This window comes from Acholeplasma oculi (assembly GCF_900166985.1).
Classification (GTDB): domain Bacteria; phylum Bacillota_I; class Bacilli_A; order Acholeplasmatales; family Acholeplasmataceae; genus Acholeplasma; species Acholeplasma oculi.
The window spans coordinates 79,625-98,992 of sequence record NZ_FUZK01000002.1; the positions used below are offsets into that span (position 1 = coordinate 79,625).

Sequence of the window (19,368 nt, forward strand, 5' to 3'; positions counted from 1 at the left end):
ATGACTACAAAAGAAAGTATATACCATCATGCAATAGAACTCTTTTCTAAACATGGTTATCACCAGTTAGGAATGAGAGATTTAGCTAAAAGTGTCGGAATTAAGGCATCCTCTATTTATAATCACTATAAATCTAAAGAAGATATTTTATTAGATATTTGTAATGAGTTATTAGATGGTATGAAAAAACATATCTACCCACTTTATAAAAACCAAAGTTTAAATCCTAGATTATTCTTTACAACCATATCTCTTGAAACCAATAAATTCTTTGAAACACCAAAAATGCAGCAATTAACAAAATTATTAATTCCACTGCAATATGAAATACCGAGATTAAAAGAAATTATTTTAAATGAATTTATTTATAAACCAAGAACAGCGTATAGTTATTATTTTAATCAACTCATGCAACAAGGTAAAATGAAAAAAACAGACGCTATGCTTGCTGCTAAAATTTATCATTCATTCTTTATCTATCATTTTCATGAAAAGTTCTTAACCAATGAACCGAATAACTTTTTATTAACTTATGAGGAACTCTTTAAATCACACATTGACTTCTTCATGAATTACTTTGAAATCTCATGATTCCAATTAGAAAACTGCCACCTACAAACGTAGATGGCAGTTTCTTTATTTACATATTCATATTTTCAAATATTTCAGCAAATGATGGAACTTCTACAACTTCAAAGGTTTCTAATTCATCGTTGGTTGGTAATTCAATTAAGTCTGCATCTAAGTCTATAATGAATCCAAAACGTTGAATATCAATACCAAATTGTAGTACAACAGGCATCACATCTTCGCCCATTTCGCTCATATCCAGTGAAAATCCTTGGAATTTACCTGATATGTTAAATAAGATCTTAGACAATGTCTTAGTCCCTAAAGCTTCTCCAACAACTTCAATTCTAAAATCTAAGTCGAAACTTTGAAGTGCGTTTTTAACTGTATCTTTGATTTCTAATAATTGTTGTAAATCCATTGAACCTATGTCTGTATAACTTTCAAATACAAGATCAATCATTTCATTGATCATCTCTTTTGTTAAATGAATGCGGATTGTGTGTGTCGTTCCTCCACTATAAACAGATACCATTTCATCAATGAAATCCACCATTTCTTCATCCATTTCAGTCATTTCATCTAATGATAAATCAGTTTGAAGCATTGTTCTCATTTCATTTAACATGGATTCAATTTCAAGATAAAGTGCTTCATCAAAAGTTTGAGATATGACTCTTTCTTGAATAGCATCATATGTTTCATTAACGGATTTAGAATCAATGACCAACTCACCTTCTTGTGTGAGTTGATTCATGACTGCAGAACCGTCCAAATTAAAATACATACCATCACTATTTAGATATGCATATGAACCATTAAAATTAATCGTTGCATCTATATCATCAACATTTTCACTTGAAGTTTCTCCAGCAAATGTTTCATGATTGTTGATATCCATATGGAAGTACGCTTTATCCAGTCCAATATAGATGAAAGAATCTTCATGACTAGAACCTAGGGAAATAAAACTCACCTGATCTATATCCAAATTGACCAATCCATCCATTTCATAATGCGCATCAACACCTGCTACAGATTGTTCTAATTCTGCACTATATGCAAAATCCACTTTAGCAAATTGTTGAAATTTGAAATTGGATGCGTCCATCTCATCCATTGAAACGCTTTGAAGAAAGACTACTTTTTCTTCTAAAGACATTTCCACTTTATTGCCATCATCTAGTGGTGGTAAGTCATTGGTAGGTACACTACAACCTACTAAAGCTACTAAACTTAAAATGATGAGTAACAACCATATCTTCTTCATTTTATAACACCTCTTCTTTAATAATATTTCCAATATAAGGTTCGGGTCGATGGTGGTGATACCCTTGTTGAAGTAAAACATTTAATTCTTTAAATGTTTGAGCAATCACCGCATCTTCTACACGCTCTATTAAAATCATCTTATCTGTGTGTTTACATATTTCTGCTAATGTTTTAACCATCATTTGGATGGATGTTTGATTAATCTTATTTGCAAACATTCCATCTAATTTAATCATATCAAAAGGTATTAAATCTAATATACCAAAGGATGAATATTTACTACCAAAATCATCGATTGCAATCATAAATCCATATTTTTTGAGTTTTTCTATCATGTTAACACATTGATTTGTATCTCTTACAAATGTATTTTCTGATATTTCGATGCATATGTCATTTGGATTTAAAGATGCTTGTTTCGCTTGATATAAAATATATGCATCAAATCCTTCATTAAAAATCGATGTAGGTGATATATTCATACTGAGTTTAATCTTAGGGTGTATTTTTTTAATTTCTTTAAATTTCATAAATGTTTTGTAGACTATATATTGTTCTAACTGATCAATTAAATGCGCCTCAGTTGCTAGATTAAAGAAAAACTCTGGTGAGACAAATCCATATACCGGGTCAATCCATCTAGCGAGTGCTTCAACGTATTCTACTTCATTATCTTCTACATTAATAATTTTTTGGAAATATACATCAATAGATTTTTCTTCTATCGCTTTATTCAGTCTTTGAGCCATTACGATATTTGTTTTTGTTTCTTCTTGGAATGTTTCCATATATTCAACAATATCATTATGTTCACTCTTGGATGCCGCATTACTTGCTAGCTGTGCTTGACGGATGAGTTCAATAAAATCTATAGTTGAATCATCTTTACGAGTATAACCAATATTTTTCTTAATAATAACTTCATGATCGAGTATCGGATATTTTTTATAGGTAGATTCTTTTAAGAATCGTTTAACCTTTTCAACTTTCTCCTCACTAGGGTCAATTAAAATCATGATGTAATGGAAAAACTTAGTATTTACTAAAATATCTCTTTTATCTATGAACTGATTTAGCTCATATGCGATTAAATCAATAGCCATGGATGCTGTTCTTTGATCATAAAAGGTTTCAAATTCTTCAAACTTATTAATCGTTATATAAAAACATATGGCATGACTATAATGATTAATGGTTTGGATTTGTTTTTCCATACCATAGTAATTGAGTAATCCATTGGTACGGTTATGTGTTGCTAAATATTCTAACTCTTCATTAACAAGCTTAATTTCATGAACATCCGAATAAATAATTACCATACGTTCATGGTCACTTGGATAAACTGAAATGTTATACCATTTTTGGTCAAATGATGCTTTGGATTCAAATGAAATTTGTTTCCTATTTTCATAAGCCTCTTGGTAGATATTGAGTCTTTGTTTAAAAATGTTTGGATTAATGATAGACATTTTCTTATGGATAACATCCGTTAATGTAAGTTTAGATATTTTTTCAAATGCTTCATTCATATAGACAATTTCATAGTCTATAATTTTATTGGACTCATTAAAAATAAGTTCTATTTCTACAACCCCTACTTTTAAATTTTTTAGTAAATCTAATTTTTCCTTACCCTTGCTCTCTAGATTCTTTTGAAGATATGCAATCTCTCTATAATCAAAAGCAAGATACGTCGTGTGACCTTCTACATTGAAATGTCCAGAGACTCTAAAGGTCACCAATCTACCTTCAAGATTGAGTTCAATAATATCCTTTACATCAAGTTTTAATATTTGATTACTAGGATCTTTTTTAATTTGTACATAAAAATCATATAAGGATAGTTTAAATTGTGGGTGACTGAGTTTATATCTTCTAACCAATTGTTCAGATATATCAACGGTAACTTCTTTACGTTTATGATCATAATCCAGAAGTATTGCATTATTCTTATCAAATGAAACCTTTTTGATACGCTGATTTTTACCATATGATGAAAACTCATCATATAAACCCAATGCAACAATAACATATGTAATAGAAAAAATTCCATGGAATATCACTTTATAGATATATAGGTCTGAAAGATCATAAAAATCTTCAAAAATATGATAGATAATTTCAATAACTAAAGAACCCATTAATCCAAGATTTGATATTGTAAATATGAGTTTATTTTTACCCAATCCTCTAAATGAAAAAATACCTATAACGACTAAGGCTCCAAGTGCTAAGAGAATAAAATGTTGGTTGTGTGTGATAGGGAAAAAATGCATCAAAGTGTAAGATGCACTAAATGCTATAATCATTAAGATGAATAGTGTGCGTCTAAAGATTGGATTTTGATACATAATAAACTCCTATTGGTTTATATACTCATTATACTATCATTTGCGGATTTTTCTCATTCATAAGCATATGATTTAAAAATACTAGCTTTAAAAATAGAATTACCCCTAAAACATTAGATGCATGAACGCATATGTTTTAGGGGTCAATTTATGTTTTAAGTTATGAGTAAAATAAGATAGGTTCCAACCGAAATAATGATTACCATCAATAGATTAACCATATCGTTCGTGATGTATTTTAAACCTGAAACTAAGATGTCTGTTGTATAAATTTTATAATCTCTTAAAATACCTGTTTTAATATCTTTATATTTGGCTTGTAGAAATATACCTAAGTAACTATCTAATACACTACCTAAAAATCCAGAGAGCGTAATAACCATACCCATTTCTAATAAAATCCATATAGGTTGTGCACTCATCATAAAGTAAAGTAAACTAAATATTATAGCGATATATAAAGCACCCATAAATGATGCTAAAGTACCACCTACACTGACTGCACCACTTAGACCCTTACTCATTTTTTTAAGGGTTAAAATTGAGTATGTTTGACCATTGGTTAATAAACCAATCTCAGAACCCCAAGTATCTGCAGTTGATGCTGCAATAGACGTGATTGCAACCACTAAGAATATAGAATTTGTTGTCAAATAATAAATAACAGTAAATACTAATGCCACACCAGAATTTGCAAACACTTGTATAAAATTTCTTCCATTAGGTTCTTCCTTTTTTGGTTTAAACTTAGATAAGATACTCGAACTTAAAAAGAAACTAATGAGTGGTATATAGACTACATAATCACCAAACATATAAAGTAATGTTCCTGTGAAAAAAGCAGCGATGAAACCACTTAATGTTAAAGATTTTTTCTTATAAGAAACAAAACCTATGAATAAACTTAATAAACCACCAATGATGAATCGTTGAAGCACGAGATAAACTCCTTTTATGATCTAAAGTAAATGTTTTTTACAATTTCTTCTTTTCGTTCCTTAGATACGACTTGTCGTTTTAAGAATACCTGATAATCATTTTTTCTAATTGTTTCGATAATTTCACGGTAAAGATACGATGCTGCAGCAAGCGGTATTCTAGCATCTTCTTTAAATAAATTGATTTTGCTTAAAGATTTATCATATTGGTTCGTTGCATAAACTGCAAGTTCTTCAAAAAGATTTTTAAAATTTGTACTGACTACGCCTGCTTTTAAATCACTTTCCAAAACACCATGTTTTTTCATTAAATCTTTAGGTATATAAATTCTACCTCTTTTTAAATCTTCACCAATATCTCTTAAAATATTTGTAATTTGCATCGCCTCACCTAATTCTTTAGCAACCACTTTTACCTCATGGTGGTTCTCTTTAGGTGATAGTATATAACTTAACATTTCACCAACTACACCGGCGACTAAGTAACAATATTTGAGTAGATCATCCATCGTTTCAGGTTGCTTAAATTGATAGTCTTGTCTTTGTCCTTCTATTAAGTCATAGTAAGGTTCAAATTGATAATCTTTAGGATAATAGTTTTTAAAGACTACATCTAAACTTCTAAATATAAAATCGTCCGTTATACCACTCGTTTGGTATTTTTTAAGTTTATCTTCATAGGACTTTAACAGATTTAAATCTTTATATTCATCAATTGAATCATCAACCACTCTACAATATGCATAAACTGCATAGATTGATTTTCTATCTAAAGAGTTTTTTAACATGCCAAAAGCTTTATAGAATGTTTTAGAGTTTTCCATAATAAGTTTTTTACATTGATTAAAATCTTTTTCTCTTTGGATATATTTAAAAATCATTTATTTTAAGTCCTTATCGATTTCTGATACTGCAAGTTTCGCACTATTTAATACAATCGGTACCCCAGCACCTGGATGGTTACTACTTCCTGCAAAGTATAGATTTTTTAAATATTTGAATTTATTTTGTGGTCTAAAATAGTTACTTTGTAAAAGTGTTGGTCTAAGTCCAAAAGTTGCACCAAATTGTAGATTAAAGTTTGTCTTAAAGTCATTTGGTGTATACATTTTTAACACTTCAATGTGTTCTTTAATATCCTTAAATTGTTCTTTTGTTGAAAGTAAATCAAGTACTTTTTGTTTATAACTTTCTATTTGTTCATCCGTCCAAACTTCTCCACTATCATTAAGGTTAGGTACAGGCACTAAAACATATAATACTTCTTTACTCTCTGGTGCCATCGTATCATCTACTTGACTTGGAGAATATACATAAAAGGATGGGTCTTTTGGAATATTTCCTTCAAATAAGTCATCAATGTTTCCATTAAAGTCTTGAGCAAAGAAAATGGAGTGTAGGTTTGTTTTATATTTTTTATCCGTTCCAATATAAAGTAAGAATGATGATGATGAATAAAGCATCTTATTAATCTTTTTAGGTGTATATTTACCTTTTGATTTTTTATCATGGATTAAGTTATTCATTGCCCATGGGAAGTCTGCATTTGATAAATATGCATCAAACCCATCAACATGGCGGCCATTTACTTTTATGCCTTGAATTTCTTTATGCTTAATCTCAAAGGATTCTACATTTTGATTTAATAAAATCTTTCCACCCATTTCAATAAAACGTCTTTCCATAGCTTTTGCCATAGAATACATGCCACCTTTGATATACCAAACGCCATATAAAAGTTCAATCATTGGAATGATTGTATAAATAGATGGTCCATTATAAGGGGAAACACCAATATACAATGTTTGAAATGCTAGAGATTGTCTTAATTTTTCGTTTTTAACAAATTTTGATATAGAACGGTAAGCACTTGATAAAGTTTTAAGTTGAAGTGCTTTATAAAGCATTTTAGGATTATAAAAATCGATTGGTTTTCTAAATGTTCTGTCAATAAAATACTTTTTAGCAACTAAATAGCGTTTGTAGACATCTGCTAAATAAGCCATATATCCTTGTGCATCTTCTTCACTTATCTTTTCATTGTCAAGTGTCATTTGAACCAAGTCATTGGTTGCTGTGAGTTTTGTTTGATCTCTAAAAAATACCTCAAACATAGGGTCCACTCTTTGCATATCTATATAATCTTTTGGATCTACACCACTGATTTTAAAGACTTCCTCATAAAGAGAGGGCATCATCACAATCGTTGGACCCACATCAAAGGTAAAACCTTGTTCTTTAATTTGATACATTCTGCCACCAATTTTTTCGTTCTTCTCAAAAATTGTGACATCATACCCTAACGCTTTTAAGCGTATGGCACTCGCAAGGCCCGCGGTCCCTGCTCCAATAACTGCAATTTTCTTCATAAAATAATTCTCCTTTTTTTATAAAAGTAATAGTACGTAGTAAAGTAAAGATGTAAAGATTGGAACAGTTAAGTTATCCAACCCCTTTGGAGTAAAATATTCTACAAATGTTGCAAATACTGCGATAAATAAAGCTAGAATAACGTAATTAGGTTGTTGAAAATATAGAATAGTAACAATAGATACGACTAAAGATACAATAAACATCGTTAAACTTCCAATAAATGATTTACCTGATTTAGAACGAGTCCTTCCGAATTTTTTCCCAATAACTGCAGCAAGTCCATCTCCATACCCTAAAACCATAAATCCTAAAAACCCTACATCAACTTTTCCTATTTGGTTTGAAAACAATAATAACGCGAGTAAGGCAATTGGATAATATACCGTACCCAGATCTTTTTTATCCGCTCTTTCCATACCTTTAACAAGATTTAAACGGTAGGATAGATAATTAAAAAATATAAATGTAATAGGCGGGATTATTAATAAACCTATATCTATACTAGATGCAAAATATAGGGCAATAAAATACCAGTTTGAAACACCAATATGAATGATTTTACGGCTGGTTTCTTCGCTTACATACTCTTGTTTCTTAAGCATTGAGGCGATAAACATCACCAAAGCGATAAAACCATACGATATGAATAAATATAATGAAATTAGCATATATGACTCTCCTTATATCTTAATTTGATTATAGTATTTAAACACTTTATAAACTTACAAAACTATAATTTTATTACGCTTTAGACATTGTTATTTGATATGCTTCTTCAACAGCAAATCTAAATTTAACAACTACATCTTTTTTATCGATTGGATAACAGTAGAATGTATCGGATTCTGTGGAGATAACAATGCCATCACTTTTAATTTTATCTGTCTTCTTATAATCAAATTCAATATGTATTGTATAAAGTGACTTTGTTTCACGAGTGATATCAATCGTTTCATCCATAGAATTGAACGTCAGATGAATACCATTGATATCATGGGTTAACTTACCGATTCCAACATGTCTAAATCCTTTTGCATTTCTTAATGAATCAATATAAACATCGGATTCAAAAAAATAATTACCATTTAATAAATTTTGATGAACGATATTTCTTTGCATCTCATACCAATTTGGAACATGATTATACTTTGTTTCACCATTTATTTTATGCAGTTGTCCAAAATGGTCTAATTCATGTGTGATTCCACAGGATTGACAGGTTATTTTTTTTCCTTCACCCATCATCTCATGTTCTTTTAAACATGTTTCACATGTATATAAAATCTTGTTTAATGATTTTGCACGATTTGGATCTTTAATTTGTATTTGATGGTCGAGTTGATATTGCCATTCATCATAATGAAATGCTTTCGTAACTCTTTCTTTAATCTCATCAAAAGTAATCGTTTCTAAATCCTTTTTCGTAATGACTTGAGTTAAATCAGCTTCTAACTTAATCTTTCTTGGTTTTGGCATAGAGTAATTCGGTTGTGTTAAAAAATTTCCATGCATGTTTAAGACAACTACAGGATAATTTAAAACCTTAATCACTTTAAATAATGAATCTGGAAGTCTTGATGTCGTTCCTGCAATAGAATATGCACTTTCTGCGTAAATGGTTGTAATTACTTTCAACTCATCTAAACTGTATTTAATATTCTTAAATAACACCCTATCTTGTGGTGTGAACTTTCTTTTACCAATTCCACCGACATTTCTAAGTAACCATTCTCTCCCTATAAATCCATCAATTGCAACCACATAAGTTGCTGTATGTGGAAAGATTGCACGTGTTTGTACTTTAAAATCAATAAATCCATGGTGTGTACAAAGTAATAAGTACGGAGGTTTTAATCCTTCCATTTGTACTCTATTCACTTTTAAACCACGCATAAATGTAACAGGTAATGCAAGTGCCCACTTAATGGGTGTTAAAAACCATCTCTCCTTGATAGGCTTTTTTTGCATATCAAATGGTTTTATTTCATTCTTCATATTTTTTTCTCTTTTTCTTCATTTTGATTGATCTATATTTTCTACAAATTCTAAATATGCATCCATATTAAACTTTCTTTTTAATCCTTGGTCATTCATATATCTTAATTTACCAAAGATAGGTCGTTCTTGCCATGGTCGATCGTGTTTTCCAAAACACCATGCAATGTTACTGTAAGAATTGGGGTCTCTACCATCAATAAAATACTTATTATTAAGAAATACAATTCTTTCATATGCAGTTTTCATATCTTTTGACCACTCCATAATCTTTTTAGCCCAATACATTCTCATGTAGTTTGCCATAAAACCAGTTAGGCGCATTTCTGTCATTGCTGCATTAAAGTAGGGATCCTGTGTCTTGGATAATTCAAGTTCACCAAGTTCATATAAAACAGGTCTAATGTCTTGTTTATGTTGATCGATTGTCATATATGCCCAGTCTTCTGTCATACCCGAAAATTTATCATAATCTGTATGGTAACTTACAAAGTTAAATGCTAGTTCTCGTCTAACAATGAGTTGTTCAATGAATGCATCCAATTCTTCTTTTAAGTCAACTATTTGTTGATTGGATGTTACAAACTTATATATGTCCATGGGTGATATTTGTCCAAAATGAAGATATAAAGACATATAGGATTGAACCACTAAACTTGGGTCTGATCGGTCCATATAATTCATAAATTTATCATTTAAAAATTCATTTAAATGTTTTTTAGCTTCCAAATATCCACCTTTAAATTTAGGATATGGTTTTACACTCATATCAATTGGTAAGGTTTTAACCCATTCTTGATATTGAGTAATCTCTAAGTCACCTTTGATCGGATAACTTTGATTCATTTGATAGATGGGTATGTCATTAATATCTAAATATGTATCGATATGCTTCATTAATGTAGGTCTGATGGTGTAAGCACCATATGCTGGTTTTAAATAAACACTTCTAACTGGAACGATGACATCAGACTCAATTTGATAAATCGTTTTATCAATGAATTTATCTCTCATCATCAGATAGACATCATTTCTCATCTTTCTACCTGGTTTTAAATAGGCTTTATCCATAATTATCAAAGATGCATCACGAAAAACTCTTTCTAAACTAAAAGTCGGATCACCGTAAGTTAATATAAATGTAATATTTAAATGATTTAAAGTATCACTAACTTCTTTTAATCCTTCAAGCATAAACATGTAATGTCTTAAATTAGCATCTTTATAATTGGGTAGAATGTTAAAAACTACAACTAAAGGTAAATGTTCTTGATTTGATTTTTCTATAGCGTAGTAAAGTGCATGGTTATATAGTACTCTTTGGGACTGTTGCATCCAGTATAAAACATATGAACCACTTGGGTCATTACCTTCATATATTAGTTTTATACGGTCATTATGCATAGATATCCTCATTTTTAAGTATATTTCTATTATACTTTATTTGACTAAATTATGTCTAATTTAAAGACCTATTTTGATATATTTCAAGCGCTAAATTAAATTCTTTCTTGTATAATAAGTTATCTTATCTATGGAGGTATTTAATTTGACTGATCATGAATGTATGGACAAACCACGTAAACACGTTAAAGAAAAAGTGATGCGTGTTATTGATGGCATCACTTATAAGTATCATAAAAATGGTCGAAGTATTTGGAGTAAAGGTCAAATGATCGATGGCATACCAGAAGGATATTTTGAATGGTATAGAACCGATGGTACCCTCAAAAGATCTGGTTTTTTTAAAGCAGGTGTCCCTGTTGGTACATGGATAACTTATGATTCAGAAGGTAACCCTTATAAATCAGAAGAAAAATAAATTAGTTTTCTTTATTTTCTTTATAACTTTCAATAAATATCACTAGAAATATACCAATGATTGGAATCAATCCCAGTAGATAATACTTAGAGATAGGTTTTAATATGAGTGGACTGATGAATACCATAAAAATGAAATCAATCGTCATAATATGAACAAATGAATCATTTAAAAATGCATCGATATAAGCATGGATGTTTCCCATCAATAAGCCACCCAAGATTGTAAAGAAAGTCATAATCATTCCAACTAAAGCAATCTCTTTAAACCACTTTATTTTTCTAAATAGTGGTTTTTCTTTATATATGAAATACGGTGTGCTTGCAAATCCACCCAAAACAAAACCAAATAATAAAGGTACAAAATCGAGTTTGTTCAGTTTATTTGTTGTAAAAGCAAACAAAATAAAAGCTAGTGGAAAGAGTCCTAACATATTAAAAACTGCAAGAATCAGTGGGTCAACTTGTAACATGAAAATATTTATCAAGATATTACCATTTGAAAAATTAAATGTTAAATGCACGATTGTATAGATAATTAAAATCATATACCCTATCGTAATTGTTTTTCTCATCCTTAAATCCTCCTTGTATATTTATCTTACACGAAAGTGTATGACAATACAGATGCATTGCTTTAAAAAAACCGGATCAAAATATCCGGTTTTAACTTTTTAGTTCTCTTCTATTTGGTTTTCTTTAGGTTTAATGGTGATTAATACTTGATCAATACGTCGACCTTCTACTTTAAGAATTTCAAAGATATATCCTTCTTTTTCGTAGATTTCACCTTCAATTGGAAGTGTTCCTATTTTTTCAACTACCCAACCATTTACTGTTAACACTTTAGGTGTTTCATCCGAATGAATATGATGTAGAAAATCTTCAATCGAGCTATTACCTAAAACAATGTACTGATGATCATTAACAGGTTTTATTGCCTCAACAATATCATCATGTTCGTCCCAAATGTCACCAACAAGTTCTTCTAAAATGTCTTCAAGCGTTAATAACCCTGCTGTTCCGCCGTAATCATCTAAGACGATTGCCATATGGGTTTTACTTTTTTGTAGTTCAACCAATAAATCTTTAACTTTTTTTGTCTTCGTCACATACATGACTTCTTTAATCATTTCTTCAATTGGTAATTTTTCCATCATCACTGAGAAGAAATCTTTATAATTCATGACACCCACAATATGATCAATATTTCCATCATAAACAGGTAATCTTGAATATCCTGTTTCTTTAAATAGTTGATAGATTTCATCATGTGGCATATCTTTTGAAATTGCATATATATCAACTCTAGGTGTATAGATATCTACAGCCTCTAAATCAGAGAATTCAATCGCACTTTTAATGAGTGTTCCTTGACTCTCGTCAATTCCACCACCAACTTGTGCCTCATCCACCATAATCAGCAATTCATCCTCAGAAATAGTGTTTCCTTTACCTGGTTTGAAAACAAATGATAATACTTTTTTCCAAATTTTAAAGAAATAATTGAATGGTGTTAATATGATTTTTAATGTAACAACAAATGGTGCTGCAAATAAAGCAAAAGCCTCAGGATATTCTTTGGCAATTGTTTTAGGAGTTACTTCACCTAAAATTAAAATAATAACCGTATAGACTAGAGTTGATGCTGTTGCACCTAAATCTGCACCTAGTAAATTAATAAATAATACCGTAGTAAGAGACGCTCCTAGTATATTGGCAATATTATTACCAATTAATATGGTTGATAAAAAGATATCGTATTCTTCAGATAGTTTTAAGACAACACCAGCTGTTTTATTGCCTCTTTCATGTAAATTCTTCATTCTAATTCGATTAAATGTCGAAAAAGCTGTTTCTGTTGCAGAAAAAAAAGCAGAGAATATAATGCTTATAACAATCAATATATATATACTACCGTCCGTGTCCATATGTAATTAGAGATACTCCTTGTAATTTATAATTTCGTAGACCTATTGTATCATTTTTTATATTTATAATCAACTTCACCCACCTGGTTATATAAAAACCCTACAAATTTATGTGATTTGTAGGGTTAAAGTTTAGTATTTTATAGTGTTTCTTCCGGCTTTTTTAGCATCATACATCAGATCATCAACTCTTGTTATTAATTGATCTAACGTTTCATTTGCCATATATTCTACAACACCCATTGAAACTGTTATATGACCTACCTTAGGTATTTCCATCTCATAAATCAACTGATGAATTCTTTTTGCTACAAGAATCGATTCACTTAAATTCGTACGTGGTAGTAATAAGAAGAATTCCTCACCACCATATCTAAAAATTTGATCATGAAGTCTTTTATCAGCCTTCAATAGATTAGCCAATTGTCTTAAACACTCATCTCCTGCTAAGTGACCATATGTATCGTTGATTTTCTTGAAATAATCAATATCAAACATGATGAGTGAAAATGTATCTTCTGGATTGCTGGATGCCATATCCATATATTTTTCCATTCTTTCATAAAAGACACGTCGATTGTATACATTCGTGAGTTCATCTTTTTCACTTAACTCTCTTAATCTGTTTTCGACCAATTTGGATTCTGTAATATCAAATACGATACCTTCAATGATTAAAGGTTTACCAACTGAATCTCTTTTTGTTACAGTACCTCGGTCATAGTACCACAAATAGTGACCGTCCTTATGTTGAATACGGTATTCAACTTCATAAGCATTTGTCTCACCTATTAAGTGATTTCTCATATTATCCATGACTTTATTAAAATCATCTGGGTGTAATTTAGATGTAAAAAACTCAAACCCTATTGGTCCGATTTGTTTTGGATCATAACCTAATTGTTTAGATTTCTTTTCATTAAATATGACTCTATTTTCTTTATAATACCATTTCCATTGTCCAAGATTCCCTGCCCAAGGAAACTGTATTAAAAATTGATCATTTTCGATAATCATTTCTTCCATAGATTCATCTCTTAAATTTTCATTATTAGAATCCTGTTTAATTTTCATAAAATCTCCCTTTGTTGAAGCAAAAAATTCACATTAAAGATATCAACTGTCTCTCCCACTTGATAGTTTATTATATCATTTAAGTGTTTACTATTTAAATCTTATACATATTCTACTAATAAATCGTATAGTATTTATGCATCCATTCGAGTCAAATACTGTTACAATTTAATTAGAGTTTAATCTAAAGGAGTATCTATGCTATTTAAAAAAACATTTCATCCTGAAATATTTCAAGGACATTTAAAAAAGAAAAACTATTTTGAAGGTTGGTACTTTAAAATAGTTTCTAAAGTAAATGGTTTTAGTATTGCTTTTATACCTGGTGTTAGTTTAAATAAAGTCGATCCACACGCATTCATTCAAGTTTTTTTATCTAAGAAAGATGAACTCATTACACACTATTTTAGATTTGATATTGCAGATTTTACTTATGATCAAAATGAGTTTAAAATAAAAATTAAAAATAACTTCTTTTCATATGATCAAGTCCATGTTGAACTTATAAATACAGACGTCTCTTTCCAAGGTGACTTTAGCCTTAGTCATCATACAAAGATTAGACAAAGCATTCTCAGTCCAAATATCATGGGATTCTTTGGATACTTACATTTTATGGAATGTTATCATGGTATTTTATCGATGGATTCTAAAGTGACTGGTTCCATTCAAATTAACAAAACCACTTATAACATCGATCAAGAAAAGGCTTATATAGAAAAAGATTGGGGAAAAAGTTTTCCTAAAGGTTATGTTTGGTTACAGTCCAATCACTTCAAGAACAAAAATACATCCTTTATGTTTTCATATGCCTATATACCCTTTGTTTTTTTCACTTTCAAAGGTCTCATTATTAATCTAATTCATGAAGGTATTGAATACCGATTTGCAACCTATAACAATTCCAAAGTAAAGAAAATGGTAATAGAAAACAATAAAGTTTTATTTATAATTAAAAAGGGCTCACTCACCTTAGAAGTATCAGCAACCAAATCTGATGATATTGAACTTGTTTCTCCTTCAATGGGTATGATGATTCATACCATTAAAGAAGGGTTATCCGGAGAAATAACTGTTAAACTCTATAAGAAAAATCAACTCGTCTTTGAAGATTTAGGAACTGATGCCGGTATTGAAATTATGATGAAACAAGCATAATCATCCAACTTAGTATCTATTTAAAAACTTGTAAATTTATTTTTTACAGGTTTTTTTATTTTCCACCAATAAAATCCTATAACTTTTCGTTTATATAGTGAAAGGAAGGAAATTATATGAAAAAATTATTATTAATTCTATCTTTACTCGCATCATCCATTTTATTAGTGGGTTGTAAAACAGAGAAACCAGAATCTTTACATGATTCCTATATGCAAACAACATCTCTACAAACAACCATCGGTATGGAAGCATTAACCTCTGCTCAAATTTTATCCAATATGAATGTAGGAAGTGATGTTAGATTTGGATTTAATTCCTCAAATCCACAAAAAACATCCATTGATGATATCAAACCATATATTGAATTATTTGAACAAATGCTTGCAACAAATCAAGGTTTAGAAATAGTTGTTGCTGAGTCTGATTTAGAAGATTATTCCTATATGATTACTTATCATATGCAAACACTTCTGAATGAAACTACAACATTAACTATTTATTATAATATCGTTAATCCAACTCCAATTGAGGATGAGGAATTAATAGATGAACCAATTGTTGTTGAAGATGAAACCACAGAAACACTTTCAGTTGGTTTTAACTTCAACTTGAATCTAGATGGTGAAACAGACGATTTAGATGATGACGATGACGCAGTCGTTGAAGATGATGACGATGATGCAGTCGTTGAAGATGATGACGATGATGCAGTCGTTGAAGATGATGACGATGACGCAGTCGTTGAAGATGATGACGATGACGCAGTCACTGAAGATGATGACGCAGTCGTTGAAGATGATGATGACGATGAAACTGTCATTCAAATCGAAGGAATCTTGTTATTCAATGAAAACACTTATGATTTTGTAGGTAAAATCATTGAAGAAAATGATGAAACAAAAGTTATCTTCATGGCAAGAAATGAAAATCAAGATCGTATACTCTTAAAACAAGTAACTGAAGATGATGAGAAAAAACTTGATATTAAACGTTTTGATTCAACAGGTATAGTAGAATCTCATCGTATTCGTGTAGAAATTGAAGATGATGAAACAGTCATTCATATGGATTATAAAAAAGGTAATACCCGTTCATTTTATAAGTTCAAGTTAGAAACTGAAGATGATGAAACTATTTTAAAAATTCATTATAGAATTACTGAAGAAAACATCATCACCATGGGTATAGCTAGAGTTTATGTATTAACTGATGATGTTACCGGAGAAACTTATTACGAGATTTATTCTAAAGATGAAGGAAAAAATGAAGAACATCAAGACATCCCAAGACAAGGGGATGGCAAACGTCAAGATGGAAATCGTAGAAATAGTTAAGCCATAAATTCTATTAAAGGTTTTAAAAGCGTATAATAAGTTAGTAGGTAGGAATTTCTTACCTACTAACTTGATTTCATAAAGGAGTATTTGAATGATTCTAGATGAAGTAACCATTCAAGAACTTAAAACTAGCAACAATAAAACCTTTGAAAAGATTTATCAGGAAACAGTACGTGGTGTCTATTCAATGGTTTTTTCCATTATAAGGAATCATACTGTGACCGAAGATTTAGTTCAAGATATCTATATGCGTATGTTAGTCAAAATAGATCAATACAGATTGAACTCAAACTTCTATAATTGGTTATTACAAATCGCCAAGCATATTGCAATCGACTATTACAGAAAAAATAAAAGAACACTTCTTGTTGATATCAGTGATATTGATTTATTCAACAGATCAGCAGGTGAAACACCTGATCAGTCTGAGTATTTCATGAGTCTGATGAATAAGCTCAATCAAAAAGAACGTATGATTGTTTTACTTAAAGTCGTAGATGAAAAAACACATCAAGAGATTGCAGATATGCTTCAAATGAAATTAGGCACTGTACTTTGGATTTACCAAAAAGCAATTAAAAAATTAGGAGAGGAGGTTTAGAACATGAATGAGCATTCCCTAAAAAAAGTTATTAAAAATGAGATGGATAAACACATCACTATGACTCCCCCGGTTATAGATTTTAAACAAGTTTCTTCCCTGCGTCAAAAATCTTCTAAACCTTCTCTCTTAATTCTTATGAGAAGTTTAAGATTAACATTTGCATCACTACTTATGATAATCGTGACTGCAACAATCATTATTTTAAATTTACCCAATACAACTGGTCCGATTGAAAAACCAGATGGTGATATCATTTTTAAGAACAACAGTGAACCTTTAGCATTGAGTTTAGTTTCACAAGCAAGTTTACTTACAACATACCAATCCAGTAATTTATCTTTTGCCCCAGTTTCACTTTCTACAATGGTTACAACAAACTATTCTGATGAGCTTGTTCCATTCCTTGGAATGATAGAAATCTTACTATCTGAAAATTCTCAACCTAAAGTAACTGTTTTAGTACCCGATGAATCTGCTTTATATGATAATCATATTCAAATTGAAACCCTGGATTTATTAGGTGTCATAACAAATTATGATATCTTATATAATCTATCAGCATATGAGGAAAGTGATGATGAAATAACTTATAGTCTAAATGGTTTATATGAAATTGATGAAGTGTTTTATAACTTCATAGGCGCATACGAGCAAGATGATGAATCATCTGAACTTAAACTAACCGTTTACTTAAATGCCTCTGAACGTATTGAGACCACTTATGAAAAAGAATTAGATGAATCAAGTTATCAATTTAGAAGGTTCGATCAAGATGAATTAATAATAGAGTCCATACTAGAAATTGAAATTGAAGATGATGAAAAAGAATTAAAATTTGAAATAATTACCGAAACATATGCAAAAAAATATACACTAGAATATGATTTTGACGATGAACCTATCATTCGAATAAAGTTCGAATTTGAGACGATTGAATCTAATCGTAAGGAAGTTGGAATGATGCGTATTTCAATTCGATATAACGATGATGAATCGCCTTACTATGACATTTTGATATCTATAGGAAATAGTGAATTCCATGAAAATAAAGATCGTGGAAAGAGTGACTCTAGAGGTAATCAAAATCCTGGGAAAGGTAATCAAAACAAATTATAAAAAATATGCATCCATAGATGCTTGACTTTCAAATGAAAGTTAAGTTATTGGATGCTTTTTTTATGTTCTATAAAATGTCTTATCCCAATCATAGTAACATATACAACAGACCCTACTGCAATGAGTAATCTAATTAACACATAAAAATAATAAGGATAAGGTAGATTCATAACCTGATCAAACATAGGGTCTTTATCTCTAGTCCAAAAGAAGTTTGTAGAACCTCCTGTTTGAAAATGAAGATTGTATAAGCTCATACCATATGCTAATCCAATCGATATAAATAATCCAATCAATGGTATATAGAATCTGTGTAATTTTAATTCAAATACTTTATAGTGATAAGCATAGATAAAAATAAAGGATAAAAGTAAATGTGAGATGAAACTTTGAACAGGTAAAAAGCTATAAACATGATACCAAGGTAAGATACCACTTGGTATTAATAGTGCGAGTGGTGCTCCAATCATTGCATGTAAAAATGTCATTTCATATATGATTTTTTTATTAAATAGTCCAGCAATAATCATGAAGTAAATTCCTATAGAACACAAATGAAATGACAATGCAGCAATAACTGTCCTATCAAAAATAACCATGATGTTATAAACTCTTAACGCTTCTAATATCAGTAATACGATACTTAATCCTTGTATGTATCTTTTTTTATTGTTAACGAGTATACCTATCACTAAAAAGAGTATTAAAAATACCAAGGAAATTAGTAACATATTTAAATGGTACGTTTGAAATATTTGACCTTCAAGAGGGTCATATTGATAACCCTCTTGAGACCAAAAATATTTTAAAAATTCTTCTATCATA

At 30.1% G+C, this 19,368-nt stretch carries 18 protein-coding genes; 6 read left to right on the top strand and 12 right to left on the bottom strand.

The window, feature by feature from the left end; all coding sequences use genetic code 11:
* Window positions 1-591, top strand: coding sequence for a TetR/AcrR family transcriptional regulator (locus B5X49_RS04490; protein WP_045748900.1), 591 nt, complete (start codon window positions 1-3; stop codon window positions 589-591).
* 49 nt (window positions 592-640) lie between these two features.
* Here the strand turns inward: B5X49_RS04490 and B5X49_RS04495 are convergent, their stop codons facing one another.
* The 8 genes from B5X49_RS04495 to B5X49_RS04530 all read right to left on the bottom strand — a co-directional run bounded on the left by B5X49_RS04495 (window position 641) and on the right by B5X49_RS04530 (window position 10,903).
* On the bottom strand, window positions 641-1,840 hold the full coding sequence (locus tag B5X49_RS04495; protein ID WP_045748899.1) for a hypothetical protein: 1,200 nt from the start codon (window positions 1,838-1,840) through the stop codon (window positions 641-643).
* Window position 1,841: 1 nt separating this feature from the next.
* Entirely contained in the window at window positions 1,842-4,193 is a 2,352-nt protein-coding gene (locus B5X49_RS04500; RefSeq protein WP_045748898.1) for an EAL domain-containing protein, read from the bottom strand.
* Window positions 4,194-4,348: 155 nt separating this feature from the next.
* The gene (locus B5X49_RS04505; protein ID WP_045748897.1) at window positions 4,349-5,131 is read right to left on the bottom strand and encodes a DUF92 domain-containing protein; all 783 of its coding nucleotides are present in this window, start codon (window positions 5,129-5,131) and stop codon (window positions 4,349-4,351) included.
* 14 nt (window positions 5,132-5,145) lie between these two features.
* Window positions 5,146-6,012 (bottom strand): phytoene/squalene synthase family protein, encoded by an 867-nt coding sequence (locus B5X49_RS04510; protein ID WP_045748896.1) that lies wholly within the window; start codon window positions 6,010-6,012, stop codon window positions 5,146-5,148.
* Window positions 6,013-7,500, bottom strand: a complete 1,488-nt coding sequence (locus B5X49_RS04515; RefSeq protein WP_045748895.1) for a phytoene desaturase family protein — start codon at window positions 7,498-7,500, stop codon at window positions 6,013-6,015.
* Between the two features lie 18 nt (window positions 7,501-7,518).
* Window positions 7,519-8,172, bottom strand: a complete 654-nt coding sequence (locus B5X49_RS04520; RefSeq protein ID WP_045748894.1) for a diacylglycerol/polyprenol kinase family protein — start codon at window positions 8,170-8,172, stop codon at window positions 7,519-7,521.
* A gap of 73 nt (window positions 8,173-8,245) precedes the next feature.
* The gene (locus B5X49_RS04525) at window positions 8,246-9,499 is read right to left on the bottom strand and encodes a lysophospholipid acyltransferase family protein (RefSeq protein ID WP_045748893.1); all 1,254 of its coding nucleotides are present in this window, start codon (window positions 9,497-9,499) and stop codon (window positions 8,246-8,248) included.
* Between the two features lie 18 nt (window positions 9,500-9,517).
* Window positions 9,518-10,903: a deoxyribodipyrimidine photo-lyase gene (locus B5X49_RS04530; protein ID WP_159444486.1), complete on the bottom strand. Its 1,386-nt coding sequence runs from the start codon at window positions 10,901-10,903 to the stop codon at window positions 9,518-9,520.
* 163 nt (window positions 10,904-11,066) lie between these two features.
* On the opposite strand from B5X49_RS04530, the gene B5X49_RS04535 reads away from it, so the two are divergent.
* Window positions 11,067-11,321 carry a toxin-antitoxin system YwqK family antitoxin gene (locus tag B5X49_RS04535; RefSeq protein WP_045749977.1) on the top strand — a complete coding sequence of 85 codons (255 nt, stop codon included), beginning with the start codon at window positions 11,067-11,069 and terminating at the stop codon, window positions 11,319-11,321.
* A 1-nt stretch (window position 11,322) separates the two neighbouring features.
* On the opposite strand, the gene B5X49_RS04540 is transcribed toward B5X49_RS04535, so the two are convergent.
* From B5X49_RS04540 to B5X49_RS04550, 3 genes are all read right to left on the bottom strand, one after another.
* Window positions 11,323-11,895, bottom strand: coding sequence for a hypothetical protein (locus tag B5X49_RS04540; RefSeq protein WP_045748891.1), 573 nt, complete (start codon window positions 11,893-11,895; stop codon window positions 11,323-11,325).
* A gap of 99 nt (window positions 11,896-11,994) precedes the next feature.
* Window positions 11,995-13,251, bottom strand: a complete 1,257-nt coding sequence (locus B5X49_RS04545; protein WP_045748890.1) for an HlyC/CorC family transporter — start codon at window positions 13,249-13,251, stop codon at window positions 11,995-11,997.
* 132 nt (window positions 13,252-13,383) lie between these two features.
* The gene (locus tag B5X49_RS04550; RefSeq protein WP_045748889.1) at window positions 13,384-14,325 is read right to left on the bottom strand and encodes a GGDEF domain-containing protein; all 942 of its coding nucleotides are present in this window, start codon (window positions 14,323-14,325) and stop codon (window positions 13,384-13,386) included.
* Between the two features lie 198 nt (window positions 14,326-14,523).
* Here B5X49_RS04550 and B5X49_RS04555 point away from each other — a divergent pair, with 198 nt between their 5' ends.
* From B5X49_RS04555 to B5X49_RS04570, 4 genes are all read left to right on the top strand, one after another.
* Window positions 14,524-15,483 carry a tocopherol cyclase family protein gene (locus B5X49_RS04555; protein WP_045748888.1) on the top strand — a complete coding sequence of 320 codons (960 nt, stop codon included), beginning with the start codon at window positions 14,524-14,526 and terminating at the stop codon, window positions 15,481-15,483.
* A 116-nt stretch (window positions 15,484-15,599) separates the two neighbouring features.
* Entirely contained in the window at window positions 15,600-16,820 is a 1,221-nt protein-coding gene (locus tag B5X49_RS07660) for a hypothetical protein (RefSeq protein WP_052669893.1), read from the top strand.
* A 94-nt stretch (window positions 16,821-16,914) separates the two neighbouring features.
* The gene (locus B5X49_RS04565) at window positions 16,915-17,424 is read left to right on the top strand and encodes an RNA polymerase sigma factor (RefSeq protein WP_045748887.1); all 510 of its coding nucleotides are present in this window, start codon (window positions 16,915-16,917) and stop codon (window positions 17,422-17,424) included.
* 3 nt (window positions 17,425-17,427) lie between these two features.
* Window positions 17,428-18,543, top strand: a complete 1,116-nt coding sequence (locus B5X49_RS04570) for a hypothetical protein (RefSeq protein ID WP_045748886.1) — start codon at window positions 17,428-17,430, stop codon at window positions 18,541-18,543.
* Window positions 18,544-18,587: 44 nt separating this feature from the next.
* Here the strand turns inward: B5X49_RS04570 and B5X49_RS04575 are convergent, their stop codons facing one another.
* Complete coding sequence (locus B5X49_RS04575; RefSeq protein WP_045748885.1) at window positions 18,588-19,367, bottom strand: TMEM164 family acyltransferase; 780 nt, start codon at window positions 19,365-19,367, stop codon at window positions 18,588-18,590.
* Between the last annotated feature and the right edge of the window lies 1 nt (window position 19,368).